This window comes from Miniimonas sp. S16 (genome assembly GCF_057748195.1).
On the sequence record NZ_CM173242.1, the window covers coordinates 2118808 to 2144854 of the forward strand.

Annotated in this window: 28 protein-coding genes; 19 read left to right on the plus strand and 9 right to left on the minus strand. The window is 74.0% G+C overall.

Going from position 1 to position 26047, the window contains the following annotated elements:
* The first annotated feature begins 533 nt into the window (after positions 1–533).
* Entirely contained in the window at positions 534–1541 is a 1008-nt protein-coding gene (locus AC3AQ1_RS09300; protein WP_108718749.1) for an aldo/keto reductase, read from the plus strand.
* A 153-nt stretch (positions 1542–1694) separates the two neighbouring features.
* Here AC3AQ1_RS09300 and AC3AQ1_RS09305 read toward each other — a convergent pair whose 3' ends face one another.
* Both AC3AQ1_RS09305 and AC3AQ1_RS09310 read right to left on the minus strand, forming a co-directional pair.
* Positions 1695–2330 (minus strand): HEAT repeat domain-containing protein, encoded by a 636-nt coding sequence (locus tag AC3AQ1_RS09305; RefSeq protein WP_108718750.1) that lies wholly within the window; start codon positions 2328–2330, stop codon positions 1695–1697.
* A gap of 21 nt (positions 2331–2351) precedes the next feature.
* Entirely contained in the window at positions 2352–3680 is a 1329-nt protein-coding gene (locus AC3AQ1_RS09310; protein ID WP_108718751.1) for a DUF8189 domain-containing protein, read from the minus strand.
* Positions 3681–4100: 420 nt separating this feature from the next.
* On the opposite strand from AC3AQ1_RS09310, the gene AC3AQ1_RS09315 reads away from it, so the two are divergent.
* The 4 genes from AC3AQ1_RS09315 (at position 4101) to AC3AQ1_RS09330 (ending at position 7011) form a co-directional block, all read left to right on the plus strand.
* The gene (locus AC3AQ1_RS09315; RefSeq protein ID WP_180359692.1) at positions 4101–4256 is read left to right on the plus strand and encodes a hypothetical protein; all 156 of its coding nucleotides are present in this window, start codon (positions 4101–4103) and stop codon (positions 4254–4256) included.
* A gap of 405 nt (positions 4257–4661) precedes the next feature.
* The gene (locus tag AC3AQ1_RS09320) at positions 4662–4832 is read left to right on the plus strand and encodes an NAD(P)-binding protein (RefSeq protein WP_234417946.1); all 171 of its coding nucleotides are present in this window, start codon (positions 4662–4664) and stop codon (positions 4830–4832) included.
* The gene (locus AC3AQ1_RS09325; protein ID WP_234417947.1) at positions 4832–6112 is read left to right on the plus strand and encodes a flavin-containing monooxygenase; all 1281 of its coding nucleotides are present in this window, start codon (positions 4832–4834) and stop codon (positions 6110–6112) included. Before AC3AQ1_RS09320 ends, AC3AQ1_RS09325 begins: the two co-directional genes overlap by 1 nt.
* Positions 6109–7011, plus strand: coding sequence for an SDR family NAD(P)-dependent oxidoreductase (locus AC3AQ1_RS09330; RefSeq protein ID WP_108718752.1), 903 nt, complete (start codon positions 6109–6111; stop codon positions 7009–7011). Before AC3AQ1_RS09325 ends, AC3AQ1_RS09330 begins: the two co-directional genes overlap by 4 nt.
* 525 nt (positions 7012–7536) lie before the next feature.
* Here the strand turns inward: AC3AQ1_RS09330 and AC3AQ1_RS09335 are convergent.
* Together AC3AQ1_RS09335 and AC3AQ1_RS09340 are read right to left on the minus strand one after the other, a co-directional pair.
* A complete protein-coding gene (locus AC3AQ1_RS09335) occupies positions 7537–8325 on the minus strand; it encodes an SDR family NAD(P)-dependent oxidoreductase (protein ID WP_108718753.1) in 789 nt (262 codons plus the stop codon).
* 197 nt (positions 8326–8522) lie between these two features.
* Positions 8523–10169 carry an FAD-binding protein gene (locus tag AC3AQ1_RS09340; RefSeq protein WP_108718754.1) on the minus strand — a complete coding sequence of 549 codons (1647 nt, stop codon included), beginning with the start codon at positions 10167–10169 and terminating at the stop codon, positions 8523–8525.
* Between the two features lie 52 nt (positions 10170–10221).
* Here AC3AQ1_RS09340 and AC3AQ1_RS09345 point away from each other — a divergent pair, with 52 nt between their 5' ends.
* Positions 10222–10902 (plus strand): TetR/AcrR family transcriptional regulator, encoded by a 681-nt coding sequence (locus AC3AQ1_RS09345; RefSeq protein WP_234417442.1) that lies wholly within the window; start codon positions 10222–10224, stop codon positions 10900–10902.
* A 95-nt stretch (positions 10903–10997) separates the two neighbouring features.
* Here AC3AQ1_RS09345 and AC3AQ1_RS09350 read toward each other — a convergent pair whose 3' ends face one another.
* Positions 10998–12512 (minus strand): aldehyde dehydrogenase family protein, encoded by a 1515-nt coding sequence (locus AC3AQ1_RS09350; protein ID WP_199916448.1) that lies wholly within the window; start codon positions 12510–12512, stop codon positions 10998–11000.
* Between the two features lie 268 nt (positions 12513–12780).
* On the opposite strand from AC3AQ1_RS09350, the gene AC3AQ1_RS09355 reads away from it, so the two are divergent.
* Genes AC3AQ1_RS09355 through AC3AQ1_RS09385 form a run of 7 tightly spaced genes read left to right on the plus strand, consistent with a single transcriptional unit; the run spans position 12781 to position 17320 of the window.
* Positions 12781–13848: an IS110 family RNA-guided transposase gene (locus AC3AQ1_RS09355; protein WP_108717602.1), complete on the plus strand. Its 1068-nt coding sequence runs from the start codon at positions 12781–12783 to the stop codon at positions 13846–13848.
* Positions 13849–13862: 14 nt separating this feature from the next.
* The gene (locus AC3AQ1_RS09360) at positions 13863–14324 is read left to right on the plus strand and encodes a PPOX class F420-dependent oxidoreductase (protein WP_108718756.1); all 462 of its coding nucleotides are present in this window, start codon (positions 13863–13865) and stop codon (positions 14322–14324) included.
* Positions 14321–14974: a PfkB family carbohydrate kinase gene (locus AC3AQ1_RS09365; protein WP_342776995.1), complete on the plus strand. Its 654-nt coding sequence runs from the start codon at positions 14321–14323 to the stop codon at positions 14972–14974. Before AC3AQ1_RS09360 ends, AC3AQ1_RS09365 begins: the two co-directional genes overlap by 4 nt.
* Positions 14919–15179: a PfkB family carbohydrate kinase gene (locus AC3AQ1_RS09370; RefSeq protein ID WP_342776994.1), complete on the plus strand. Its 261-nt coding sequence runs from the start codon at positions 14919–14921 to the stop codon at positions 15177–15179. Before AC3AQ1_RS09365 ends, AC3AQ1_RS09370 begins: the two co-directional genes overlap by 56 nt.
* Positions 15180–15230: 51 nt before the next feature.
* Positions 15231–15689 carry an OsmC family protein gene (locus tag AC3AQ1_RS09375; protein ID WP_108718757.1) on the plus strand — a complete coding sequence of 153 codons (459 nt, stop codon included), beginning with the start codon at positions 15231–15233 and terminating at the stop codon, positions 15687–15689.
* Positions 15686–16441: a uridine kinase family protein gene (locus tag AC3AQ1_RS09380; RefSeq protein ID WP_199916450.1), complete on the plus strand. Its 756-nt coding sequence runs from the start codon at positions 15686–15688 to the stop codon at positions 16439–16441. The genes AC3AQ1_RS09375 and AC3AQ1_RS09380 overlap by 4 nt, the downstream gene beginning before the upstream one ends.
* A gap of 18 nt (positions 16442–16459) precedes the next feature.
* Positions 16460–17320 carry a DNA/RNA non-specific endonuclease gene (locus AC3AQ1_RS09385; RefSeq protein WP_108718758.1) on the plus strand — a complete coding sequence of 287 codons (861 nt, stop codon included), beginning with the start codon at positions 16460–16462 and terminating at the stop codon, positions 17318–17320.
* A 64-nt stretch (positions 17321–17384) separates the two neighbouring features.
* Here AC3AQ1_RS09385 and AC3AQ1_RS09390 read toward each other — a convergent pair whose 3' ends face one another.
* Entirely contained in the window at positions 17385–17651 is a 267-nt protein-coding gene (locus tag AC3AQ1_RS09390; protein ID WP_108718759.1) for an acylphosphatase, read from the minus strand.
* Positions 17652–17769: 118 nt separating this feature from the next.
* On the opposite strand from AC3AQ1_RS09390, the gene AC3AQ1_RS09395 reads away from it, so the two are divergent.
* Together AC3AQ1_RS09395 and AC3AQ1_RS09400 are read left to right on the plus strand one after the other, a co-directional pair.
* Positions 17770–18417 (plus strand): helix-turn-helix domain-containing protein, encoded by a 648-nt coding sequence (locus AC3AQ1_RS09395; RefSeq protein WP_159096474.1) that lies wholly within the window; start codon positions 17770–17772, stop codon positions 18415–18417.
* A gap of 105 nt (positions 18418–18522) precedes the next feature.
* Complete coding sequence (locus tag AC3AQ1_RS09400; protein ID WP_199916451.1) at positions 18523–19497, plus strand: succinylglutamate desuccinylase/aspartoacylase family protein; 975 nt, start codon at positions 18523–18525, stop codon at positions 19495–19497.
* 448 nt (positions 19498–19945) lie between these two features.
* Here AC3AQ1_RS09400 and AC3AQ1_RS09405 read toward each other — a convergent pair whose 3' ends face one another.
* Both AC3AQ1_RS09405 and AC3AQ1_RS09410 read right to left on the minus strand, forming a co-directional pair.
* On the minus strand, positions 19946–20767 hold the full coding sequence (locus AC3AQ1_RS09405; protein ID WP_108718762.1) for a transglutaminase-like domain-containing protein: 822 nt from the start codon (positions 20765–20767) through the stop codon (positions 19946–19948).
* 114 nt (positions 20768–20881) lie between these two features.
* On the minus strand, positions 20882–21349 hold the full coding sequence (locus AC3AQ1_RS09410; protein WP_108718763.1) for an SRPBCC family protein: 468 nt from the start codon (positions 21347–21349) through the stop codon (positions 20882–20884).
* Between the two features lie 65 nt (positions 21350–21414).
* On the opposite strand from AC3AQ1_RS09410, the gene AC3AQ1_RS09415 reads away from it, so the two are divergent.
* Genes AC3AQ1_RS09415 through AC3AQ1_RS09425 form a run of 3 tightly spaced genes read left to right on the plus strand, consistent with a single transcriptional unit; the run spans position 21415 to position 24649 of the window.
* A complete protein-coding gene (locus AC3AQ1_RS09415) occupies positions 21415–21990 on the plus strand; it encodes a mycothiol transferase (protein ID WP_108718764.1) in 576 nt (191 codons plus the stop codon).
* Between the two features lie 35 nt (positions 21991–22025).
* Entirely contained in the window at positions 22026–23450 is a 1425-nt protein-coding gene (locus AC3AQ1_RS09420) for an L-serine ammonia-lyase (protein WP_108718765.1), read from the plus strand.
* A 2-nt stretch (positions 23451–23452) separates the two neighbouring features.
* Positions 23453–24649 carry a winged helix DNA-binding domain-containing protein gene (locus AC3AQ1_RS09425; RefSeq protein ID WP_159096475.1) on the plus strand — a complete coding sequence of 399 codons (1197 nt, stop codon included), beginning with the start codon at positions 23453–23455 and terminating at the stop codon, positions 24647–24649.
* Here the strand turns inward: AC3AQ1_RS09425 and AC3AQ1_RS09430 are convergent.
* On the minus strand, positions 24646–25359 hold the full coding sequence (locus AC3AQ1_RS09430; RefSeq protein ID WP_234417443.1) for a FadR/GntR family transcriptional regulator: 714 nt from the start codon (positions 25357–25359) through the stop codon (positions 24646–24648). The two genes, AC3AQ1_RS09425 and AC3AQ1_RS09430, sit on opposite strands and share 4 nt — an antisense overlap.
* 162 nt (positions 25360–25521) lie before the next feature.
* On the opposite strand from AC3AQ1_RS09430, the gene AC3AQ1_RS09435 reads away from it, so the two are divergent.
* Complete coding sequence (locus tag AC3AQ1_RS09435) at positions 25522–26040, plus strand: gluconokinase (protein WP_234417444.1); 519 nt, start codon at positions 25522–25524, stop codon at positions 26038–26040.
* Positions 26041–26047: the final 7 nt, after the last annotated feature.

The window sequence follows — 26047 nt, forward strand, 5'->3', positions numbered from 1 at the left end:
GGCCGGCTGGGCGCTCCGCCTGCGGCGCCGGGTCGCTGACGGGACCGGCGACTGCGGCGTCGGGTACCCGCCGCCTGACGCGAGAGCGACTCTGCGGGACGGGAGAGCGACTCTGCTTGGCGCGAGAGCGACTCGCCACGACTGGTCCGCCGGCAGCAGGTCTCTGACCTGCGTCGATGCGCGAGGGCGTCGCGCGAGCGGGTGGGTGAGTCGCTCTGGCGTGACGGTGAGTCGCTCTGGCGTGACGGTGAGTCGCTCTGGCGTGATGGTGAGTCGCTCTGGCGTGATGGTGAGTCGCTTCCTCGTCACGCAGTGGCCGCCCAGACGCCGTCCGCGCCGGAGCCGGGGCCGCGTCCCTCGCAGGCCCATGGCGAGCGGCCCCACACGCCGTCGGCCCCGAGACGACGGGTCGAACGCGCGGGCGCGTCACCCGTCGCTGGGGTGTACTGAGCGTCCCTGTCTCGCCGAGGGTGCGCGTCGTAGCGTCGGCGGCGGGCCGCGCGACCGGCGCGGCGAGGACTGGAGGCCCCGCCATGCACACCCGCACACTCGGCCGCGGACTCGGACCCGGCAACGGCCTGGAGGTCTCGGCGCTCGGCCTCGGCTGCATGGGCATGTCGATGAGCTACGGACCGAACCCCGGACCGCGCGAGGAGATGATCGCGGTGCTGCGCGGCGCCGTCGAGCGCGGCGTCACGTTCTTCGACACCGCCGAGGTCTACGGCCCGTACGTCAACGAGGAGCTCGTCGGCGAGGCGCTCGAGCCGTTGCGCGACCAGGTCGTGCTGGCCACCAAGTTCGGCTGGGACATCCAGCCCGACGGCTCCTTCCCCCGCCCGGACAGCCGCCCCGAGCGGATCCGTGCGGTGGCGGAGGAGTCGCTGCGGCGACTGCGCACCGACGTCATCGACCTCTTCTACCAGCACCGCGTCGACCCGCAGGTGCCGATCGAGGACGTCGCCGGGACGGTGGGCGAGCTCGTTGCCGAAGGCAAGGTCCGCCACTTCGGGCTCTCGGAGGCGGGCGCCGGCACGATCCGTCGCGCGCACGCCGTGCACCCCGTCACGGCGCTGCAGAGCGAGTACTCGCTGTGGACGCGCGACCCCGAGGCCGAGATCCTGCCGACGCTCGCCGAGCTCGGGATCGGGTTCGTCCCGTTCAGCCCGCTCGGGAAGGGGTTCCTGACCGGCACGGTCGACACCTCGACGTCCTTCGCCGAGGGTGACATCCGCACCCGCGTGCCGCGCTTCGCGCCGGAGAACCTCGCGGCCAACGAGCGCCTCGTCGAGCACGTCCGCACGCTCGCGACGGCGAAGGACGCCTCGCCCGGGCAGGTCGCCCTCGCATGGCTGCTCGCGCAGCAGCCGTGGATCGTGCCGATCCCCGGCACGCGGCGACTCGCCCGGATCGAGGAGAACAACGGGGCGACGGCGTTGGCCCTGTCCGCGGACGAGGTCGCCGACCTCAACGCGCTCGCCCGCACGGTCGGCGTCGCCGGGAACCGCTACAACGACGCCGGGATGGCGATGGTCGGGCTGTAGGGCGGGCGGGCGGGCCGCGCGCGTCGCAACGCCCTCGCGGACGGGTCGTAACGCCCTCGCGAAGTGGGAGGGGCCGGTCGGAACCGGACCCCTCCCGCTTCGGAGTCACTCGGAGTCACTCCAGTCACTCGGCATCAGTCGAGTCAGTCGGAGTCACTCGGACTCGCCGCCCTCCTCGTCCTGCGTCGACAGCTTGCTCGCGCTCGAGACGTCCTCGACGCCGTCGGCGGCCTCGGGCATGCCACCCGGACCCCTCGACGACTCTGCGCCGTCGCCACCGGGCTCGCCGTCGCCTGCGCCACCGAGCGCACCACCGAGCGGCCCGCCGTGCGGGTAGGCGACCTCGAGCGAGGGCACCTCGACCGGCTCGAGCTCGCGCTCGACGCCGACCTCGTTGGCCCGCGCGACGAGCGCCGGTGCCGACTCGGCCGACACCGCCGAGGTCTCGGCGAGCACCGCCTTGGCGGCCGTGACGCGGACGCCGAGCTCGCCGTCGTCCACGAGCGAGGCGAGGATCGGCTCGGCCTCGTGCGCGGACAGGTTGACCGCGGTGCCAGCGGCCGCGATGCGCACGAGCGGTTCCTCGCTCGCGGCCGCGGTCGCGACCACCTCGCCGCCCCCCTCGATGAGGCCGGCCAGGTAGGCCGCCTTCGAGGCGAGCATGGGCTCCCCGGTCGTCACGAGCTCGTGCAGGTGCGGCAGCGCGGCCGGGCCGAGCAGGCTCGCGAACACGTAGTCGGGTTCGTCGACGTCGAGCAGCGCCCGCACGTCCTGGAGTGACACAGTCATCTCTCCCACCTCTCCGGATTCTCAGATGTTCTGGCTGAACGCGCTGGCGTCCATCGTCGCCCCTTCGGACCCGACGAGGTCGGGCGGAGGGTTGGTGATGTTGAACGTGCCGTTGCCCGTCATGAGCCGGTTGTTGTCGTTGACGTGCGGCAGGCCGAGCACGTGCCCGACCTCGTGCCCCAGCGTCCACTGGCTTGCCCCCGAGGCGACGACCACGCTGGGCAGCCCGTTCGGGTGCGACGCGCAACCGTTCAGCGGCGGGTTCGTCGCCTGCACGAAGTACGCGGCGACGTCGAGCGAGCCCACGCCGTTGCGGAACGCGAAGAGCGCGAGCTGCTCCGCCGTCGCGTTGCCCTGGACGCACGGGTTGACGTCGACCGTGTTGAGCGACGCCGGCACGGAGATCGACTCCACCGAGGCGAGCTGCACGCGGATGCCGCGCGTGGCATACACGTTCACCATGTTGGCCACGCTCGTGGCGAGCGCCACGTTCGGGTTCGTGACGATCTTCGCGTGCAGCCGCACCGTGGGCACGAGGGCCCACCACTTGTGCCACAGCGCACCGTCGGTTCCCCGGACGAACGAGTCGATCCGGTTCGGCCCCCACGAGACGGCGTCGGGGTCGGAGGTGAGGACCCCGCCGAGCGACTCCCAGCCGGACCAGCCGGCCTGGAACCACTTGTGCCACATCGCGTTGTCGGTCCCGCGGACGAAGACGTCCAGCCGGCCCGGCGCCCACGAGGACACGCCCGGTCCTGAGGTGAGAACTCCGCCGAGGGACTCCCAGCCGCTCCAGCCGCCCGCGAACCACTTGTGCCACAGGGCGTTGTCGGTGCCGCGGACGAACACGTCGATCCGACCCTCGCTCCACGAGACGGCCGCCGGGTCGGACGTGAGGACTCCGCCGAGCGACTCCCAGCCGCTCCAGCCGCCGCCGATCCCGAACGTCCCACGCCGGAACCACTTGTGCCACAGCGCGTTGTCTGTCCCGCGGACGAACACGTCGAGCCGGCCGTGCGCCCACGACGCGACGGCGGGACCTGACGTGAGGATCCCGCCGAGCGACTCCCAGCCGGACCAGCCGCCGTCGAACCACTTGTGCCACAGGGCGTTGTCGGTGCCCCGGACGAACACGTCGATGCGGCCGTCGCTCCACGAGACGGCCGCGGGGTCCGAGGTGAGGACTCCGCCGAGGGACTCCCAGCCGGACCAGCCGCCCGCGAACCACTTGTGCCACAGGGCGTTGTCCGTCCCGCGCACGAACACGTCCAGCCGTCCGCTCGACCACGAGCTGACAGCCGGTCCCGAGCTCAGGCCTCCGCCCAGGCTCTCCCAGCCCAACCACGTCATCGCTGCTCCCTCCGTACGCGCGACCTCCCCGGGCCGCGTCGCCGTCGCCCGGGCGATCCGAGCTCGACGACGATGAGGCGCCCGCCCGGCGCGCTGATACGGCAGCGTCGGGGCGCTGCCCGATGGGGCGTGCGGTCGCCTACAGTCCTCCCAGCGCGACGCCGGGCACGCCTCGGCGCGTGGGGCCGGCACGGGGGTGCACGACGGCGGCACAGCACGGTGCACGACGGCGAAGGGGCGCTATGGGCGCAGACGGCAAGGACATGGTGGTCGTCGGGGCGGTGGCCGGCGCCCGCGTCGCGTCGCTCGCCGACCCCACGCGCCGCGTCACCGGCGGCTGGATCGGCGCGTTCGCCCTCGCCTGGCTCGGCGTTTGGATGGCGCAGGGACCCGGCCGCGCGCGGCAAGGACCTGGGGATCATGAACGTCGCGCTCGCGGTGCCGCAGGCCGTGGCGCCGCTGCTCGGCGCGCTGCTCGTGGCCGCGGCGGGCGGCTTCCGGCCGCTGTTCCTGCTCGCCGCGGCGTGCGCGGCGGGGGGAGCGGTGGCGCTCGGGAGGGTCCGCGGGGTGCACTGACCGGACATGGTGAGCCACCTAGAGTGGCCGGATGCTCCCCGCCGTTCCGCCCAGCCCGACGTCCGCGACGCTCGCGCCCCACCTGGTGCGCTACCTGCCGGCGGCGAGGTGACGTGCTCGTAGGGGGCGAGCTCGCAGGTGCGCGCTCGTGGATGCCGCGCTCGTCGTCGCGCGCCCAGCAGACGCACAGGGTGACCTAGCCCGCGCACAGCGACCGCTCAGATCGGACACCGGCCAGCCGCCCTGGCCGGTGAGGTCCCCGATCCTGGCAGGACAGGACCGCTCGGGTTCGCCGTCGGACCCCTAGCATCGCTGGCGGGGGGATCGAAGCGGTTCCGCGGGGAAGCGGCACCGACCGAACGCATGAGGGCGCACCGGTGCGCCCTCGCGAGCCGAAGGAGCGCCGTGACGTCGTCTCCCGTCTGCATCGTCGGAGCCGGTCCGGCCGGCCTCGCCGGGGCCCGAGCCCTCGCCGAGCGCGGCATCGAGTACACCCACCTCGAGCGGCACACGGGGGTGGGCGGGGTCTGGGACATCGACAACCCGGGCGGCCGATCTACGAGTCGGCCCACCTGATCTCCAGCCGCACGACGTCGGGCTACAGCGGCTGCCCGATGCCCGCGAGCTACCCGGACTACCCGCGGCACGACCACGTGCTCGCCTACCTGCGCGCCTTCGCGGCCCACTACGGCCTCGACCAGCGCGTGGAGACCGGCGTGTGCGTCGAGAGCGTCGAGCGGGACGGCAGCGCGTGGGTCGTGACGCGGACCGACGGCACGAGCTCCCGGCATGGCGCCGTGGTGGTGTCGACGGGCTCGCAGTGGCACCCGCGCCTGCCCGCGCTCCCCGGGACGTACGACGGCGAGGTGCGGCACAGCCAGACGTTCCGCAGCCCGCGGGAGTTCGCGGGGCAGCTGGTGCTCGTCGTCGGCGGCGGCAACTCCGGCTGCGACATCGCGTGCGACGCCGCGCGCAACGCCGACTACGCCGCGATCTCGATGCGCCGCGGCTACTGGTTCATCCCCAAGCACGTCTTCGGGGTGCCCTCGGACGTGGTCGGCGGCAAGGGCTCGTTCCTGCCCAAGCAGGTGGAGCGCGCGGCGATCCAGCCGCTCCTGCGCCTGCTGGTGGGGGACACCGAGCGGCTCGGCCTGCAGAAGCCGGACCACAAGCTGTTCGCGACCCACCCGATCGTGAACTCGCTTCTGCTGCACCACCTCCAGCACGGCGACATCGTGGCCCGACCGGGCATCGCGGACACGGCCGGGCGCACCGTGACGTTCACCGACGGCACGAGCGAGGAGTTCGACGTCGTGGTGCTCGCCACGGGCTACGAGCACCGGGTGCCCGTCGCGCAGGACCTGTTCGGCAACGCGCAGCACCCGGAGCTGTACCTCAACTTCGCCTCGCGCGAGCACACGGGGCTGTTCGGCGTCGGCTACATCGAGACGAACTCGGGCGCGTTCACGCTGTACGACCAGCAGGCCCACCTCATCGCCGCCTACCTCGACGGGCGCGCCCACCGCACGCCGCAGGCCGCGCGGTTCGCCGCGATGATCCGCACCGACCGGCCCGACCTGTCCGCCGGCCTCACGTTCGACTCCTCGCCACGGCACACCGGGTACGTCGACTCCGACGGCTACACGCGCTACCTGCGCCGGGTGAGCCGGATGCTGGGCTGGGCACTCACGTCGCCGGCCGCGGGTGCGGCGGCGTCCAGCGGGCGCGGCGGGCGCTTCGCGCGTGGCGACGCGGGCCCGACGGCGAGCGAGGCTGCCGAGGTCGGCTCGTCGTCGGCGGTGGTCGCGGCGGGCCGTGCGGCCGGCTGCGCGGTGACGAGGGCGGGCTGCGCGTGAACGCGCGGCGCGGGTTCGACCACCGCGGCCGGGTGATCGTGGTGACCGGTGGCGCGGGCGGGATCGCGCGGGCGTTCGCGCCGCGCGCCGCCGAGCGCGGCGCGGTGCTCGTGCTGGTCGACGTGCGCGGCGAGGCGGCGCAGGACGCGGCCGAGGCGCTGCCCGGCGTCGGGCACCGCGGGTACGGCTGCGACCTCACCGACGAGGCGCAGGTGCGGGCGCTGATCGGCCGGATCGAGGAGGACCACGGCCGGATCGACGTGCTGGTGAACAACGTCGGGATGACGAGCTGCGAACGGTTCGACGAGCGGTCGGTCGCGAGCATCCGCACCGAGCTCGAGGTGAACCTGCTCTCGCCGCTCGTGCTCACGCGGCTGGCCGTGCCACTGCTTCGGGCGTCGGCGGATCCGCGTGTGGTGACGACGGTGTCGCTCTGCGGCATCTTCCCCCTGGGCGAGACCCCGATCTACACGGCCTCGAAGTTCGGGCTGCGGGGCGCGATGCTCGCGATCGGCCTCGACCTGCGGGACAAGGGGATCCGCGCCGGGTCGGTGCTGCCGTCGGCGACGGACACCCGGATGCTGCGCCGGGAGGCGGTCGAGGGCGGCAACGCGCTGCAGTTCCAGGACCCTCCGCAGTCGCCCGACGTCGTCGCGCGCGCGATGCTGCGCCTGCTCGACTCGCCGCGGCTCGAGGTCTACCCCCGGCCGAGCGAGGCGTGGCTCGTCAAGGCGGCGCTGCTCGTGCCCAACGCGCTGCCGCGCCTCATGCGGCTGTTCCGGCGTCGGGGCGAGCGCGGGCAGGCGGCGTACCTCGCCCGGCTGGAGCGCGAGGGTGTGACGCGCCGCCGCGCCGACGGGTCGTGGGAGCTGCTCGACGCCGAACGCGTCCTCCGGTAGGCGCCCGCCGGCCGGGTGCCGACTGTCGGGAGCGACGACGACTGCCCGCCCGCCGGGTGGCGGGAGACGCCGTTCGCGCGTGGAGCGCGGGCTCGCTCTCGCGCGCGCCTCAGGGCCGCCTTCGTGCGCGCCTGCATGGCCGGAAGGCGCCTCGGTCGGCTGCGGGCGGCCCGTCGCCGTGCGCATTGACTGGTGGCCCGTGCGCTTTGACTGGTCGAACCGGCCCGAGCCGCGGCGCGAGTGGCCCGCGTTGACATCGCTGCAGGTCACAGGCTTGCGCCTGGACGCCGTTTCGGCGCCGGGGGATCCAGCCAGTCAATTCGTTGGGGCCTCCAGTCAAAGCGCACAGCTCCCCGGGCCCACGGGCACCGCGCGGGACCCGTGAGCCGTGCGGTGCCCGGCGAGTGGGCCGGCCGGCCGTGCGGTGCCCGGCGATTGGGCCGGCCGGCCGTGCTGGGCCGGGCTGCTGGGCCGGCCAGCCGCGCGCCGCCCGCCCGCTGGGCCGGCCAGCCGCGCGCCGCCCGCCTACTGCGCCGACCACCCCCCGTCCGAGGGCAGGATCGCGCCCGAGACGTTGATCGCGTCGTCGCTGAGCAGGTAGGTGATCGCGGCCGCGAGGTGCTCGGCCTGCGCGGGCGGCGGCAGGATCGCGTGGAACGCCTGCAGCCGGCCCATGCCGGTCGGGTTGATCGCCGGGATCGCGATGTTGGTCGCCACCCCACCCGGCGCGACGCCGTTCACCCGGATGCCGTGCGGTGCGTACATGACGGCCGCGCTCTTCGTCAGCCCGATCACGGCGTGCTTCGACGTCGTGTACGCGGTGCCGGCGGCGCTGCCGCGCAGCCCCGCCTCGGACGTCACGTTGACGATCGACCCGTGCCCAGCCGCGAGCATCGCGGGCAGCACGGCGCGCATCAGCTGGAACGATCCCGTGAGGTTGACCGCCAGCACGCGCTGCCACATCGCGTCGGTGACCTCGTGCACCGGTGCGAAGTCGTCCATGATCCCGGCCACGTTCGCCAGTCCGTCGATCTGCTCGCCGGCCGCGGCGACGATCCGCGCCACGTCCTCGGTGGACGTGATGTCGCCCCCGACGGCGACGATCGCCTCCCCGAGCTCGCCCACCACCGCGTCCAGCCGGTCCGCGGCGACGTCGACCGCCACGACCCGGCCGCCCTCGCGGGCGATGCGCGACGCCGTCGCGCGCCCGATCCCGGACCCCGCCCCGGTGACGATCACCGTGCGACCGGCGAACCGGTCCGGCGTGATCCGTTCCTGCCACTCCTGCACGGTCCTGTCCGCCGTGAGTGTCATCGTTCCCACCTTCTCCTTCTCCTTCTCCTGCCCGTCGGCGGCGCCGACGGAAGAACGCCTCGAGCTGTGCGCCGGAGGCCCCGAGGTGACTCGGGGCGGAAGGTCCGCGCGGTGCGCCCCACCGGGTGGGGTGCACCGCGCGGGCGGTGCGTCGTGCTGGTCGTGCTGGTCGAGCCGAGTGAGCCGACGAGCGCGCCTCAGCCCCCCGCGCGCGCCATGTGTCGCGCGCCACGGAGCCCGAACACGGCCGCGGGGCCGATCGTCGAGCCCGGACCGGGGTAGGTGTGCCCCATGACCGACGCCGACGTGTTGCCCGCCGCGTACAGGCCCTCGATCACGGAGCCGTCCTCGCGCAGCGCGCGGGCGTCGGCGTCGGTGACCACGCCGCCCTTGGTGCCGAGGTCGCCGAGGACCACCTTGTACGCGAGGAACGGACCCTTCTCGATCGGGCCGAGGTTGTTGTTCGGACGCACGGTCGGGTCGCCGTAGTAGCGGTCGTACGCGGAGTTGCCGCGGCCGAAGTCGCCGTCGACGCCCGAGCGGGCGAAGCCGTTGAACCGCTCGACGGTCGCGCCCAGCACGGTCGCGTCGACCCCGATCGCGCGGGCGAGCTCGGGCAGGGTCTTCGCCTTGACGGCGATCCCGGCCTCCTTCATCGCCTTCATCGCGCGCGGGTCCATGGCGAACGTGCGGAAGTACCGTTTCGCGTACCGGCCGTCGAGGATGAGCCAGTAGGGGCCCTCGCCGTGGTCGCGCTCGAGCATGTGGTGTCCGAGGTCCACGTAGGACTCGGACTCGTTGGCGAACCGCTCCCCGGCGGCGTCGACCATGATCGAGTACGGCATCGACCGCTCGCCCACGAGGAACGACGGGCGCCCCCCCGGCGGAGCGGCGAGCGAGGCGCCCCACCACGCGTCGTCCATGAGCTCCAGGGCCGCACCGGCGCGCCGGGCGACGTCGATCGGGTGGCCGAGGTTGCCGAGGTTGCCCGACGGGTCGCCATCGATGCCCTGGTACTTCTGCCGCCACTCGCGGTTGCCCTCGAACCCGCCGCCGGCGAGCATGACGCCGCGGTCCGCGCGGACGGTGACGGAGGCGCCCTCGTGCGTGACGCGCACCCCGACGACGCGGCCGTCCTCGACGACGAGGTCCTCGAGCGGGCTGTCGAGCCAGACGGGTGTCGCGTGGTCGACCATCACGGCCTTGCCGAACGCCGTCGCCCACGCGTTGCCGATCCCGACCAGACGCTTGCCCGTGACGACCCCGCCGGCGATCCGGCCGACCACCTGCGCGCCGCGGACCATGCCGCCGACCGTCGACCACGAGCGGCCCAGGAGCCACACGTCGTTGGTCATGGCGGGCAGCGGGATCGCGCCACGCAGCGTGTCCCACCAGGGTCCGAGGACCTTGGAGTCCAGCGGCTTGACCTCGATCGAGCGGCCGATCTTCCCGCCCGGCAGCTCGGGGTAGTAGTCGGGGTAGTCGGTCGCGCGCGCGAACACGACCCCGTACCGCTCGGCGGTCGTGACGAAGTCGTCGACGCCGTCGACGAACGCCTCCTTGCGCGCCCGGTTGGCCGCCTCGCCGACCTCGCCGACGCACGCGTCGAGGTAGGTGAGGGCCTCCTCGCGCGAGTCGCCGACGCCGTCGCGCGCCATCAGCGGATTGTCCGGCAGCCACATGCCGCCCCCGGACATGGCGGTGCTGCCGCCCCACTTGTCGGTCGACTCGACGATCAGGACCGACAGTCCCGCGTCGATCGCGCCGAGCGCTGTCGCCAGGCCGGCGCCCCCGGACCCCACGACAACGACGTCGTAGGCGAGTTCCGTGGTCGTGCTGCTCATGTGAGCTCCCCTTCCATCCGGACAACCTTGTCCGGATCGATAGTATGCGACGGTGAGCGAGATCGGAAGCGGAACGCTCGGCGCCGCTCGGACACCGGCGCGAGCCTCGGAGCCGACCTCGAGGCGGGCCTCGGGGCGGGCCTCGGGGCGGACGGCCTCCGCGCGCACGAACCGGGGCCCCGCCGCCGCGGCGGAGAACCGCCGCGCGATCCTCGCCGCGGCGCGCCGGCTCTTCGCCGAGCGGGGCTTCGAGGTTCCGCTCAGCGCGATCGCGCGCGAGGCCGGCATCGGCCAGGGCGTCCTGTACCGGCACTTCCGCTCGCGCCTCGACCTCGCGATCGAGGTCTTCGACGACAACTTCCTCGAGCTCGAGGCGGCCGCCGCCGACCCCGCGCCGGACGCCTTCGACCGGCTCTGGCGCCTCCTCCTCGCGCAGACCGTGCGCGAGGCCGCCTTCGTCGAGATGGCCGTCGAGGCGCAGCGCCTCGAGGTGACGTACGACGGCGACGCTCGCCTCGCCGCGCTCGTCAGCCTCGCGCTGGGGCGTGCGCAGGCGGCGGGCACCGCGGATCCCGCGCTCACGCTCGAGGACGTGCTCGTGAGCTGGCGGATGGCGTTCGGCATCGTCGCCACAGCGCCGAACCCCGCCGAGGCCGAGCGGCTGCTCGCGCAGCGGCTGCCGCGCCCGATCCCGCTCGGGCAGCCGCTCGCGCCGGTCACACCCGGCGGCTGAGCCGCCTGACCGGCGCTGCCCGGCTGCTGGCCGCCGGCCCGGCGCTTTCGGTCGGCACGCCGACCGCGCGCCTCGGCCAAGCAGATGCGTGCGCCTCAGCGGTGCTGCTGCGCCGAGTCGTGGTGGGCGAACACGCGCCGGGTGGTGAGGTCGGCGCCCGTGAGGATGCCGGCGCGTGCGAGCAGCCGCCCGTGCTCCCAGTTCGACAGCCCGAGCTCGGGCTGCGCGAGCGCGTACTGGCCGTCGACCCACCGGGTGAACCCGTCGCCCACGAACGGCGCGTCCACGGCGTCGCGGAACCACGCGTGCGCCGCGGCGTCCTCGCTGATCAGCGAGGCCACGAAGCGCGGGCTCCAGCGGTTGAACAGGTCGGCCGCGGCCGCGAGGTCGGGCACCACCACGAGCGTGAGCTCCGGGGTGTCCTCCCACTCCCACTCCTGCCCGAGGCGCTCCACGGGAAGGAGCGACGCGCGCGGCTCGGTGTGCACGCCGTCGGCTCGGTGCACCGGGATCTGGCGGGTGAGCTCGCCGTCGGGCAGCGCGCCCTCGCTGCCCTCCACCACGTGCACGCGGGCCGTGCCCGAGCGCGTCGCCGCCGCCTCGTCGGCGGCCGCGAGCAGCACGGGCACGAGCTCCTGGGCGCGGTCGGCCACGAGCACCGCGACGTTGAGCGTGTTGCAGACCTTGCGGTCCAGGGAGTGCCGCACTGCGCCGGCGAACCGGTCGACGTCGGCCGCGGAGTCCGCGACGAGCCACGCCCCGCCGGTCCCGTGCGCGCTGACGGGGACGCCGGCCGAGCGCGCCACCCCCGACAGCTGCGCGACGGCGGGCCCCGAGCCGCGCGCGACGGCGAGCGCCAGGCGGGAGTCGCTGAACAGCGCCCAGCCCGCCGAGCGGTCGCGCACCGGGAGCAGGCTGACCGCGCCCTGGGGCAGCCCGGCCGCGGCGAGCGCGGGCCGCAGCGCACCGTCGCGGATCGCCTCAGCCGTGCCGAGCGCGTCGCCGCCGATGCGCAGCACGGCCGTGTTCCCGGTCGCGAGCACGCCCGCGGCGTCCGCGAACACGTTGGGCCGGCCCTCGAACACGAACGCGACGACGCCGAGCGGCGCGGCCTGGAGCTCGACCTCCCAGTCCGCGTGGCGCACGCGCTCGTCGGCGGAGACGCTTGAGCCGCGGGACAGGAGGATCCCCGCCCACTCGCGCAGCCCGTCGACCATGTCGGCGCGCATCCGGTCCGAGACGGTCAGCCGGGTCGTGGTGCGCCCGGCGGACCGTGCGCGCTCGACGTCGGCCGCGTTCGCCGCCCGGATCCCCGCCCAGACGGCGTCGTCGGCGAGGCGGTCGGCGAAGGCGGTGAAGAACGCCTCGATCGTGGCGCGGGGGGCCGCGCGGACGACGCCGAACGCGGCCACCGCGGCGTTGATCTGCTCCGCGACCACCCGGCGCACCGCGGCCGGCACGTGCAGCAGGGCGCCCGTGCCGGGGTCGACGTGCAGCGCGTCGCCAGGGGCGAAGGCGGCGGCGAGGGCCTCGTCGACGACGGCGTAGCGGTCCCCGCCGAAGGGCACGAGCGTGCCGGCGGTCAGGTGGTCGAGCGTGCCGTGGGTCACGGCGTCCATCGTATTTGCGGCGCGCCGCGCGCCTTACGGTTGTCTCAGTGTCAGGGTGACAGTGCCGCTTCGCGGTGGTTGGGTCCTGATCACCAGTCGTCTGACTCGTAGGGTCGCTGCCTTCGTGGCGTGCATGGGTTTTGTCGGCGTCTGGTGTGACGGACCGGCCGGCGTGACTTGATAGGAGCGTGGCATCGCCCCCACTGAGATGTGTCCGCCGGCCGGCCCAACCGTCCCTGCACTGATCGGGTGGAAGGAGGCAACCCTCATGGTTGTCGTTGGAGCCGATGTACACAAGAAGAGCCACACGTTCGTCGCGGTCGATGAGCGGGCCCGCAAGATCGGGCAGTTCACGGTCAGGGCGACCACTCCTGGTCACCGGGAGGCGTTGCGGTGGGCGCGGCGCCAGTTCGGTGATGAGCTGGAGTGGGCGATCGAGGACTGCCGTCACCTCTCGACCCGGCTGGAGATGGATCTTCTCGCGGCTGGTCAGGTCGTGGTGCGGGTTCCGCCGAAGATGATGGCGCACGCCCGTGCGAGCGCGCGCACCCGCGGCAAGTCCGACCCGATCGACGCCCTGGCGGTGGCTCGTGCCGCGTTGGCGGAGCCCGGTCTTCCCCGGGCCGTGCACGATGAGCAGGCTCGTGAGCTGAAGCTGCTGGTGGATCGGCGCGACACGCTGGTCAAGCAGCGCACGGCAACGATCAACAGCCTGTTGTGGCGGGTGCACGAGCTCGACCCCGAGCACGAGATCCCGGCCGGGGCGATGGACCGGATCAAGCATCAGCGTGCGTTGCAGGCGTGGTTGGAGGGTCGAGGCGAGGGTGTGGTGGTCGAGCTCGCCCTGGATGAGTTGAGCGACATCTGCGCCGTGAGTGTGCGGATCAAGGACCTGGAGAAGCGGATCGCTGCGTTGGTGAGCGTTCGGGCTCCGGCCCTGGTCGCGGTGCCTGGGTGCGCGGAGCTGACGGCCGCGAAGCTCGTCGGGGAGATCGGTGGCATCGCACGTTTCAGCACCGACGCCCAGCTCGCCCGCCACGCCGGCATCGCGCCGATCCCGGTCTGGTCCGGAAGCACCGAGGGCAGAGTCCGCATGACCCGTAGCGGGAACCGCCAGATCAACTGTGCGGTCCACCGCGTTGCCGTCACCCAGATCAGGCTGCCCCGCTCTCTCGGGCGGGCGTACTACGACAAGAAGAAGGCCCAAGGCATGTCGAACCGAGAGGCCCTGCGCTGCTTGAAGCGGCACCTCATCCGAGTCGTGTTCACCACCCTCAAGACCACCACCCAACCCCTCCACCAGCCCACCACGACCACCGTCGCCGCCGCGGCTTGACATAGGAGAAACCCATGGCACGGACGATCGCCACGAGCACGCGCCTCGAGCGCCCCGAGCTGCTGGACCTCCTGCGCTCACGGCACGACGGCATCCTCGTCACCACCCGCCGCGACGGCTCGCCACAGCTCAGCCCGGTGACGTACGGGGTCGACGGCGAGGGTCGCGTCGTCGTGTCGACCTACCCCGAGCGCGCGAAGGCCGCCAACGTGCGTCGCGACGAGCGCGCTTCGCTGCTCTCCCTCGGACCGAAGTTCTCCGACCCGTGGGTGCAGGTGGACGGCGCGGCCGAGCTGATCGAGCTGCCCGAGGCCGTCGAGCCGCTCGTGGAGTACTTCCGCGTCATCAGCGGGGAGCACCCGGACTGGGACGAGTACCGCGCGGCGATGGTCGCGCAGGGCAAGTGCCTCATCCGGCTCACGATCGGGCGGTGGGGTCCGGTCGCGACCGGCGGATTCCCCGCACGCCTCGCGTGAGCCTCGCCGGGGGTGAGCTGAGCGCCCTGCCGGCGCTCGCCGTCGTGGGCTCCGCGAACGTCGACATCACGGCGATGACGGAGCACCTGCCGCGGGCCGGCGAGACCGTCGGGCCGGGGCGGCTGCGGCGCGACCCGGGAGGAAAGGGCGCGAACCAGGCGGTTGCCGCGGCGCGGCTCGGCGCGCGAACCCGGATGATCGGGGCCGTCGGCGACGACGAGGACGGCACGTGGATGCTCGCGACGCTCCAGGCGGCCGGTGTGGACGTCGCGCACGTCCGGCGCGCGGCGGACCACACGGGGACGGCGCTCATCACCGTCGACGCCGAGGGGGAGAACCAGATCGTCGTCTGCCCCGGCGCCAACCGGCTCGTGACGACCGACGGTGTGGAGTTCGGGCCCGACGAGGTGGTGCTCGCGCAGGTCGAGATCCCGGTCGAGGTGGTGGCCGGGCTCGCGGACGTGGTGCCCGGCTTCCTCGCGGTCAACGCCGCGCCCGTTGAGCTCGATGCCGCGCTCGTTCGTGGAGCGGGTCGACCTCGTGGTGGTCAACGCCGTCGAGTACGCGGCGCAGCCGTGGCTGCGGGACGTCCGGATGGTCGCGGTCACGTACGGCGGGGACGGCGCGCTGCTGCTCTCGGGTGGGCGTGAGGTGGCGAGCGCGCCGGCGCTGCACGTGCCGGTGGTGAGCACGGTCGGCGCGGGCGACGCGTTCGGCACGGCGCTGACGCTGGCGCTCGCGGCCGGGGTGGACCCTGAGTGGGCGCTCGCGGCGGCGTGCGCGGTGGGTGCCGACGCCGTGCAGCACCCCGCGAGCCAGCCTCCGCTGCGACGGCTCGCGGAGTATCTGCGCTGACGCAGACCGCTCCCGGGTGAGCGTGTCGGCGGAGCGCGCCATGATGGCCCGGTGACGACGCACACCTACCGCACCGACCTCACCTGGACCGGCGCCACCGGCGTGGGCTACGCGGCCTACCCGCGGGAGCACCGGGTCGAGGCGCCCCCGGCGACGGCGAGCCTCGACCTGTCCGCGGACCCGCACTTCCGCGGGGCGGCCGAGCGGCTCAACCCCGAGCAGCTCGTGGTCGCCGCCGCGAGCTCGTGCCAGCTGCTGTCCTTCCTCGCGGTCGCGGCGCGCGCCGGCGTGGACGTCGTGGGGTACGCGGACCACGCCGTCGGCACGATGGACCTGCGGGACGCGCCGATCCGGATCGGGGCGATCGCGCTCGACGTCACGGTCACCGTGGCGCCGGGCACCCATCACGCGCTCGTGCACCGCCTGGCGGAGGAGGCGCACGGGCAGTGCTACATCGCCAACTCGCTGCGCTCGGACGTGACCCTCGCGCTCACGGTGGTCGACGCGTGAGCAGCGGCGCCGAGCCCGTCGGGGGCGACGGCATCGGGGCGTTCGCGCTCGGGCCGGGCGAGCCGCCGGCGGGGCCGTGGACGGCGCGACCGGTCGCCGACCTGGCCCGGGAGCTGCTCGAGCTCGCGCGGGCGCGTCGGGCGGGCCAGGTCGGCCGAGTGGCCGGCCCGGTCGTGATCGCCGTCGACGGACGGTCCGCCGGCGGGAAGACGACCCTCGCGGGACGGGTGGCCGACGCGGTGGGGCGCTCCGCCGTCGTGCATGCGGACGACCTGGCCTGGCACGAGCCGATGTTCGGCTGGGCGCCCGTGGAGCGCGCGCTGCTCGAGGCGGTGCGCGCCGGCGGCCCGGTGCGGCTGCGGCCGCCCGCCTGGGCCGAGCGGGGGCGAGAGGGCGCGATCGAGCTGCCGGAAGACCTCGAGCTCGTGGTGATCGAGGGGGTCGGGTCGGCGCAGCGGGAGGTCGCCGACCTGCTCGACGCCGTCGTGTGGGTGCAGTCCGACGACGCCGAGGCCGAGCGCCGCGGGATCGCGCGGGACATCGCGTCGGGGGAGAACGGCGACGTCGAGGAGACGATCGCGTTCTGGCACGCCTGGATGGCGCACGAGCGTGAGCACCTGCGCGCCGACCGGCCGTGGGAGCGGGCGGACGTCGTGGCCGCCGGGACGCCGCCGATCCCGCTGGCCGACGGCGAGGTGGCGGTGGCGCCGCCCCTTCGGCCTCCCCATCCGGCCCTTCCGCCGCAGCCGTGACCGGGACAGGGTGGGCGCATGCCGACCGGTGACTGGCCCGCCTACGACCCCGGGTTCCTCGGGATCGACGTCGCGCCGCCGGCCGTCGGCCTGCCCGCCGGCTCGGCCGGCGCGGAGGCGGGCGAGGTGCCGGTGCTCGACTACACGCACTTCACCGTCGCGATGAACCGCACGCGGCGGCTCGCCTGGTGGTCCGCGTGGAACATCGACGGCCTGCGGCTGCTCACCGGCGACGGCCTGGACCGGGACGGCCTCGCCTTCCGCACCGACCCCCGGCTGCCCGACGACGAGCAGACCGACGACACCGTCTACCGGAGCAACCGGCTCGATCGCGGCCATCTCGCACGCCGCGCGGACCTGCTGTGGGGCGCGCTCGCCGAGGCACAGGACGCCAACGCGGACTCCTTCTTCTTCACGAACATCACCCCGCAGGTCGACGACTTCAACCAGTCCAGCAAGGGCGGCGTGTGGGGGCTGCTGGAGAACGCGCTGCTCGCGCAGGAGGGCCTGGTGGACCGGCGCCTCGCGGTGTTCGCCGGCCCGGTGCTCGCCGACGACGACCCGCCCTACCGCGGGATCGTCCAGGTCCCGCGCGAGCACTGGAAGGTCGTGGTCTACCAGCTCGACGGCGAGCACCGCTTCCAGGCCTTCCTCCTCACCCAGAACCTCGAGCGCGGCGTGCTGGCCGGCGGCTTCCTCGAGGAGTTCCGCACGTATCAGGTGCCGCTCGCGACGTTGACCGGACGGACCGGCCTGACGTTCCCGGGGCTCGACGGGCTGGTGGCGGGCGGCGAGGGTGTCCCGCCGGACGGTTCGCTCGCCGGCCCCGCACCGGCCGCCCCGCGCCCGATCGACGAGGTGAGCGCGCTCGCGTGGTGAGGGCGGGCGCCGCGATCGGGAGCGCTGGTCGAGTCGCTCCGTCAGGTGAGTGCGCCGGGCCTGCTCAGGTGATCCGGAAACCCTCGGCGCCGGTCACCGGCACGTCCTGCACGTGGACGCCGCCCACGCGGGCGTGCCGCGGTCCGTGCCGGAGCCAGTCGACCATCGTGCCGACCGCCTCCGCGGGCCCTTCGACCTCGCACTCGACGGTGTCGTCGGGCAGGTTGCGCACCCACCCGGCGACGCCGAGTCGCGCCGCCTGCTCTTGCGCGGAGTAGCGGAACCCCACGCCCTGCACGAGGCCCGACACCACGGCGCGCACCCGGATCATCCGCCCATGATGCCGCCGCCTCGGCCGCCCCGCACACCCCCGCGCGGGCGTCCCTCGTCGGAGCGCGCTGCCTACGATGGGCGGCACCACCCGGAGAACGAGTGAACGACGAGGTCCGATGAGCGACGCAGCGCCGTCCGCGCAGATCGGAGCGCGCCTGCGCAGCGTGCGGCAGGCCTCGGGTCGTTCGCTCGCCTCCGTCGCGCAGGCGATGGGGATCTCCTCCAGCGCGCTCTCGCAGATCGAGACCGGGGCGATGCAGCCGTCCGTGAACCGACTGGTCGAGCTGGTCGGCGTGCTCGGCGTCCCGGTGTCGACGATCTTCGACGGCCACGAGCCCTTCGCCCCGCACTTCGAGGGGGAGGCGGGCGCGGTGAACGAGCCGGTGGAGGGCGTGCTCGTCGCGCGGCCCGACGTCACCGACGCTGCCCACCTCGGTCAGGGGGTGACCTACCGCCGCCTCTCACCGGCCGCGCTGCCCGGCGTCGACTGGTTCGAGTCGACCTACCCGGCCGGCTCGTCGTCGTCCGTCGACGGCGCGATGCTCGTCCACGCCGGCTACGAGTCGGGACACGTGCTGCGCGGTGAGCTCACGTTCGAGTTCACCGAGGGGTCCGTGACGCTGCAGGCCGGCGGCTCCCTGTCGTTCGCGGCCACGCGGCCGCACCGCGTGGTGAACACCTCCGACGACGTCGCCGTCGCTGTGTGGCTCACCCTCACGTCGTTCGACGTGAGCGGGACGCACGACGGCGAGCACCCGGCCTGAGCGCCTCGACGCACCTCGGGCGGGGGTGAGCTCGCGCCGGCCGATCGGCGCAGGCCGCTCCGCGTGTCTCTGGCCTCGGCGCCCGGGATGCGCCACGGTAGGCCGGTGACCTCGACGCTGAGCTTCCGGAGCTGGGACACGCTGCGCCCCGGACCCCGCCTCATCGTCCTGGGCGGAGTGCACGGCGACGAGACGTGCGGCACCCGGGCCCTCGAGGCGCTCGAGGCCGAGATCGACGCAGGGGCTCTCGTGCTCGAGCGTGGGGTCCTCACCCTCGTGCCGCGTGCCAACCCGCTCGCGTGCGCGCAGGGCACCCGAGCGGGCGAGCGCAACCTCAACCGGTCCTTCGTGCCCCGCCCGGCCGAGGCTCGGCAGGACTACGAGGACCACGTCGTGGCCGCGCTGGCGCCGGTCCTCGCAGCCCACGACGTGCTGCTCGACCTGCACTCGGCGACCTCCGACACCGTGCCCTTCGTGATGATCGAGCTCGCCGAGCCGGACGGCGTCCCCTTCCGTCACGCCGAGCACGAGGCCGCCCTCGCGGGAGCGCTCGGCCTGGACGTGGTGGTCGAGGGCTGGCAGGACGTCTACGAGGCTCGGCTCGAGGAGCACGCCGAGCGCGCCGGGGTCCCGGTCACCCCCGAGGACCGGGCGGTGGGGACGGGGACGAACGAGTACCTGCGCGAGCGGGGCGGATGGGCGCTCACCGTCGAGTGCGGCGGACACGACGACCCGGAGGCCTTTGCCGTCGCGCTCACCGTGACGCGCCGCGCGCTCGCGCACCTCGGACTGGTCGCGGCGCCCCAGGGGCCGCATGCCACGGCGCCTGCAGCGCCCGGCGCGGCGCCGCGCGTGCTGCGCACCGCTGTGGTGGTGGACAAGGAGGACCCGGCCGACCGATTCGTGCGACCGTGGCAGCCGTTCGAGCCGGTCCGCACCGGCGACCTCATCGGGGTGCGCGCCGACGGCACCGAGGTTCGCGCGAGCGTCGACGGCGCGATCATGTTCCCCGACGACGACGCCGACCCCGGCGAGGAGTGGTTCTACCTCGCGGTCACCAGCGATCGATCGCTCGGCTGAGCAGTCGGTCGGCCGGCGAGCTCAGCGGTCTGTCGCGCATCCGACGGTGGACCCAGCGATCTGTCGCGGGCCGGTGCCCCGAACCGGCACGGATCGCTGGCATCGCGGGGGCTGCCGGTACGGATCGCTGGCATCGGGCGGGCTGCCGGTACGGATCGCTGGCATCGGGCGGGCTGCCGGTACGGATCGCTGGCATCGCGGGGGCTGCCGGTACGGGTCGCTGGCATCGGGCGGGCTGCCGGCACGGATCGCTGGCATCGCGGGGGCTGCCGGTACGGGTCGCTGGCGTCGGGCGGGGTGCAGCCTGCTCACGCCGCTCGCCAGAGCCGGCGGTCATGCCGTCCCCCCCGTGGGCAGCGGGAGCCGTCCGTGGAACGGCGCGGACCCTCGCTCAGGCGGCCGACGCGGAGGTGCCCGCACCGCCGGGGGCGGGCTCGCCGTCGGGCACCTAGGCGTCGGGAAGCTCGTAGGTCGTGACCTCGAAGCGCCGCAGCTCGTGCGAGCCGAAGACCGTGGTCATCGCGACGTCCGCGGCGTCGCGGCCGTAGGCGATCTCGATCCGGCCGATCCGAGGTTCGTTGTGCCGCGCGTCGAAGGCGTACCAGCGTCCGCCGAGGTAGACGTGGAACCAGGCCGAGAAGTCCATCGGGTCCGGCAGCGGCTCGATGCCGATGTCGCCGAGGTAGCCGTTGACGTAGCGCGCGGGGATGTTGAGGCAGCGGCACAGGGTGACGGCGAGGTGCGCGAAGTCTCGGCACACCCCCGTGCCCTCGCGGAACGCTTCGAGCGCCGTGCGGGTGGGACGCGCGTTGGCGTAGTCGAACCGGATGCGCTCGTGCACGGCGTCGACCACCGCCTGCACGCGCGCCCAGCCGGGCGGGACCGAGCCGAAAGTCTGCCACGCGTAGTCCATGAGCTCGGAGTCGACCTCGCAGTACCGGCTCGGCAGGAGGAACTGGAGCACCTCGACGGGGAGCTCGTGCAGGGGGTGCTGCTCGGCGTCGGGCACGACGGGGTCGGGCTCGCCGGAGTAGTAGGCGACCGTGTCGAGGGAGAGCTCGACGAGGTCGACGCCCTCGGGGATCGCCACCCGGACGGCGCGATTGCCGAACGGGTCGGAGTAGGCCTCGGAGACGAGCTCCGGCGAGATCGACAGGTGCTCGAGAGCACGCAGATCACGCTGGAACTCGGGCCGGACGAGGAGGTTCGCGACGAGCATCGTGGGGCTGGACACGGCCAGGTGGATGTCGAAGCCGATGCGCTGCAGCACGGGTGCCTCCGAGGGTCGGGTCTCCCATGATGCGGCCCGCCCCGCCGCCGGCGCTACGCCCGGAAGGATGGCGGTGTGCGGCGCGGTGCGGCGCGGTGGCGCCGAGGGCCCGCCTCAGTACTGCGCGGCCAGCCGCTCCAGGCAGTCCAGCCAGCCCTCGCGCAGGTCCGCCAGCGCAGCAGGCCGAGCGCGGTGCGCCACGTGCACCTGCGTCTCGCCGACCCCGAGCGCGAACGACACGGTCACCGTGTCCGCCTCGGTCTGGTCCTCGTCCGTCTCCCACCACCACGTGAGCACGATCAGGTCCTCGTCGACGTCGAGGAACTCCCCGCGTGCGCCGAACCCGCCCTCGGCGGTCGCGATCCGCCACGAGCGCCCGACGGCGGGCGCGAAGTCGTACGTCGTGTCGCCGAACATGGGCCACCACCAGGAGGCCATGCCCTCGCTCGTCCACGCCGCCCGCACGGAGGCGAGGGGAGCGGCGACGGCGACGATCATCTCGGCGACGTCGCTGCCGGTCGCGTCGCTGCCGGGCGCGCCGCCAGGCACGTCGCCGGTGCCGTCGCTGCCCTCGTGCGCCATGGCCGCACGGTAGACCTCAGACGGCGCCCTGTCGCCGTGTCGCAGGTGCGGCGTACGGTCGGCCCATGATGGAGATCAGCGAGCAGGGGTGGCCCGAACCGGCGCTCAACGGCAGCGAGGAGGACACGCTGCTCGGCTCGCTGGAGCGTCAGCGCGCCACGTTCATCTGGAAGGCCTCCGGTGTCGACGCCGCGGGTATGCGCATGCGTGTCGGGGCCTCGGAGCTGACGCTCGCCTCGCTCGTCAAGCACCTCGCATTCGTCGAGGACGAGAAGATCGCCACGTTCCTCACCGGCGAGTACGGCGGGCCGTGGGACTGGTACGCGATCCGCGAGGACCGTTCCATCCCCTGGCGGATCACGGACGAGGACACCCCCGAGTCGCTGATCGCACTGTGGCAGGGCGCCGTGCTGCGGTCCCGTGCCGCCTACGCGCAGGTGCTGGCCGACGGCGGACCCGCCGCGCTCACCCGGGTCGAGTGGGACGAGGACGTCAGCGTCCGTCGGCTGCTGGCCGACGTCATCGAGGAGTACGCGCGGCACACGGGGCACGCCGACCTCATCCGCGAGGCGGTCGACGGTGTGGTGGGCGAGGACCCGCCGGACGGCGCGCCGCCCGCGGCCTACCCGCCGCTGCGCTGAGCCGGCCGGCCTGGAGGCGCAGGGGGAGTGGTGAAGTGAGCGGCTACGTGAGCGTGCTGGACCTGTTCTCGATCGGGATCGGACCGTCCTCCTCGCACACCGTCGGGCCGATGCGCGCGGCCCGCGCCTTCGTCGCGCGGATCGCGGCCGCGGACCGGCTCGAGGAGGTCGAGCGCGTCCAGGTCGTCCTGTGCGGGTCCCTCGGCGCGACCGGGGAGGGGCACGGCACGCCGGACGCCGTCGTCGCCGGCCTGCGTGGGCTGGACCCGGAGACCTGCGACTGCGACGACGTGCCGCGCGGCTGGGAGAAGCTCGGCGACGGCGTCGACGTGCTGCTGCTGGGCCGGCGCGCGGTGCGGATGACCAGCGCCGACGTCCGGCTCGCCCCGCTCACGCGAATGCCCGGCCACTCGAACGGCATGCGGTTCGTGGCGCTCGACGCCGCCGGCGAGGTGGTCCTCGAGGAGGTCGCGTACTCGATCGGCGGCGGGTTCGTCGTGACGGAGGCCGAGCTGCTCGGGGTGACCGAGGCGCAGGCGAGCCCGACGGCGGAGGGTGCGTTCGCCGTCGTGCCCCACCCCTTCGCCACGGCCGCCGACCTGCTGGCCACGTGCGAGCGGGAGGGGCTCGACATCGCCGAGGTGGCCTACGCCAACGAGTGCGCGCTGCGGCCGGCCGAGACGGTCGACGCCGGGCTGGACCGGATCTGGCAGGCGATGAGCGACTGCGTCGACGCGGGGCTCGAGCGGTTGGGCGTGCTGCCCGGCCGGCTGCACGTGCGGCGTCGCGCGCGGGCGCAGCGCGAGCGGCTCGAGGCGCTCGAACGCACGGACGCCGCCACGGGCCGGCCGATCCTGGACCGCGGGATCGAGTGGCTGCAGGCGTTCGCGATGGCCGTGAACGAGGAGAACGCCGACGGGCGGCGGGTGGTGACGGCGCCCACGAACGGGGCGGCCGGCATCATCCCGGCGGTGGGGCGCCACCACCTGCGGCTGACGGGGCTCGACGGCGAGGCCCGCCGTCGAGCGATGCGCCGGTTCCTGCTCACGGCCGGCGCGATCGGGTCGCTGTACAAGCGCAACGCGTCGATCTCGGGCGCCGAGGCCGGGTGTCAGGGCGAGGTCGGGTCGGCCGGCTCGATGGCGGCGGGTGCGTTCGCGGCGCTGCAGGGCGCGGACGTGCGGCAGGTCGAGAACGCCGCCGAGATCGCGATGGAGCACTCGCTCGGGCTGACCTGCGACCCGGTCGGTGGTCTGGTGCAGGTGCCGTGCATCGAGCGGAACGCGATCGCCGCGTGCACGGCGGTGTCGGCCGCGCGGCTCGCGATCCAGGGCGACGGTCTGCACGTGGTGTCGCTCGACACCGTCATCGAGACCATGCGGCAGACCGGCCTGGACATGTCGACGAAGTACAAGGAGACGTCGACGGGCGGGCTGGCGGTGAACGTGGTGGAGTGCTGACGGTGAGGCACCTCGACGACGCCGAGCGACGCCGTCGCCTCGTGGTGCGGCACGCGCACCGCGGTGACGCGCACTCCCCGCACGAGGCGGCGCTCGCCGTCGTCGCCCTGCACTCCACCGACCCGGTGGCGATGGCGCTCGCCGTCGCAGCCCGCACCGGAGCGGCGACGTCCGAGCCGCTGGACCGGGCGCTCTACCGCGACCGGACGCTCGTGCGGCTGCTCGCGATGCGGCGCACGGTGTTCGCCGTCCCTGTCGACGAGGTGCCGGACGTCCTCGGCGCGACCCGGGCGATGGCCGCCAACCAGCGCCGGGTCACGGTCAAGCTGCTCCGCGACGGCGGCATCGAGGGCGACGTCGAGGACGTCCTCGCGCGCGCCGAACGGGCCGCGCTGGACTTCGTGGCCCAGGCCGGGGAGTTCACGAGCGCCGACCTCGCAGCCGCCGACCCGATCCTCGCCACGCGGTTCACCCTCGTCCCCGCGGGCGCCGGTGCGAGCCAGTCCGTCGCGAGCCGCCTCCTCACGATGCTCTCGGCGGACGGGACGGTGCTGCGCGCGTCCGTCGTCGGTGACTGGACCTCGGTGCGGTTCCGCTGGGCCGGGCGCGCGCACTGGCTGCCCGAACTGCCCCCGGTGCCGGACGCCGCGACGGCGAGCTCCGCCGTCGCGCGCCGGTGGTTGGCCCGGTACGGGCCGGCGACGCCCGCGGACCTGCAGTGGTGGACCGGCTGGACCAAGGGCGTGACCACGGCGGCGCTCGCGGGCGTGGGAACCGAGAGCGTCGAGACCGAAGGCGGGCCGGCACTCGTGCTCGAGGGCGACGCCGAGCCCACGCCCGAGGTCGAGCCGACCGTCGCGCTCCTGCCCGGCCTCGATCCGTCCGCCATGGGCTGGCGCGAGCGTGGCTTCCACCTCGGCGACCTCGGCCCGCGCGTGTTCGACACCGTGGGCAACGCGGGCCCGACCGTCTGGGTCGACGGGCGCGTCGTGGGCGGCTGGGCGGTGCGCGACGACGGCACCGTCGGCCTCGACCTCGCGCTGCCGCGCGCGCTCGGCCGCGAGCACCACGAGCTGCTCGGGGCGCGGGTCGCCGCGCTCGAGACGTTCCTCGCCGGCACGGTGGTGAAGCCGCGGGCACGCCGATGGACGACGGCGGAGCGCGCCTCGCGCGGTGAGGCCGCGGCGGGTGCGGGCTAGGGGGGCGAGACGGCCGAGCGGACCTCGTCGAGGATGAGCTGCATCGCGGCGCGGGCCGCGGCCGGGTCGCCCCGGAAGACGGCCTGGGCGACCGCCTCGTGTCCGTCGAGCGCCTCGGGCTGCGGCTGCGCCGGCATGAGGCCCTGGTCGGTGCGGCCCGACAGCACGACGGCGACGAGGTCGCTCAGCGCCGCGAAGAGCTCGTTCCCGCTCGAGCGCAGGATCAGACGGTGGAACTCGATGTCGTGCTGCAGGAAGTCCTGCAGGTCCCCGGCCTCGCCCGTGCGGCGCATCTCGGCCGCGAGCGGGAGCAGGCGCGCGCGGGTGTGCACCGACGCGTGCCGCGCCGCGCCCTCGGCGGCCTCGGGCTCGACGACGAGGCGCAGCTGGGTGAGCGAGCGCAGCTGGTCCGCGCGCCGGGTCGAGCGCAGTCGCCAGTCGATGAGCTTCGGGTCGAGCACGCTCCACCGCTCGACCGGCTGGGGCAGCATCCCGTGCCGGCGTCGCGTGAGGACGAGTCCCATGACCTCGAGCTGACGCGCGACCTCGCGCGCCACGGTGCGGGACACCCCGAACCGGGTCTGCACGTCCTCGAGGGTGCGTGCCTCGCCGACGGGCCACTCCCCGTCGATCACCTCGATGCCGAGCGTGCGCGCGCACTCCTCGTGCAGCCGCACGGGTTCTGGTGTCCCCGTTCCTGCGTCGACCACTCCAGCCTCCCCGCCGTGACGTCGTGCGACTGAGCGTACGCGTCAGCCATCAGGGATGCGGTTCGAGAAGTGAGTTGTGATCTGACTCTTGATTCGTACTCCGATTGGGCTCTATGGTCATCCCACGAGCGCAGCGGTGCGCTCCTGAACAGAGGGTCGATGATGACGCACACACATCTGGTGATCATGGGAGTGGCCGGTTCGGGCAAGACGACCGTGTTGCACCGGCTCGGCGAGCTGCTGGACTGGTCGGTCGCCGAGGGCGACGCGTTCCACCCCGAGGCGAACGTGGCGAAGATGAGCGAGGGCACCCCGCTCACGGACGAGGACCGCTGGCCCTGGCTGGACCGGATCGTGACCTGGACCGCCGTCGAGGACGCCGCAGGCCGGGACACGCTCGTGACCTGCTCGGCGCTGCGCCGCGCCTACCGCGACCGGCTGCGCCAGGCCCCGGGCCGCACGATCTTTGCGCATCTCGCCGGCACGACCGGGCTCATCGAGGAGCGGATGACCGCGCGCACGGACCACTTCATGCCCACGACTCTGCTGCCCTCGCAGTTCGCGACGCTCGAGCCCCTGCAGGACGACGAGGACGGGATCGTCGTGGACGTGCTCGGCACGCCCGAGGACGTCGCCCGCGAGATCGTCCGGCGGCTGCGGCTCGAGCCCGTCACTGCCTGACCGCACT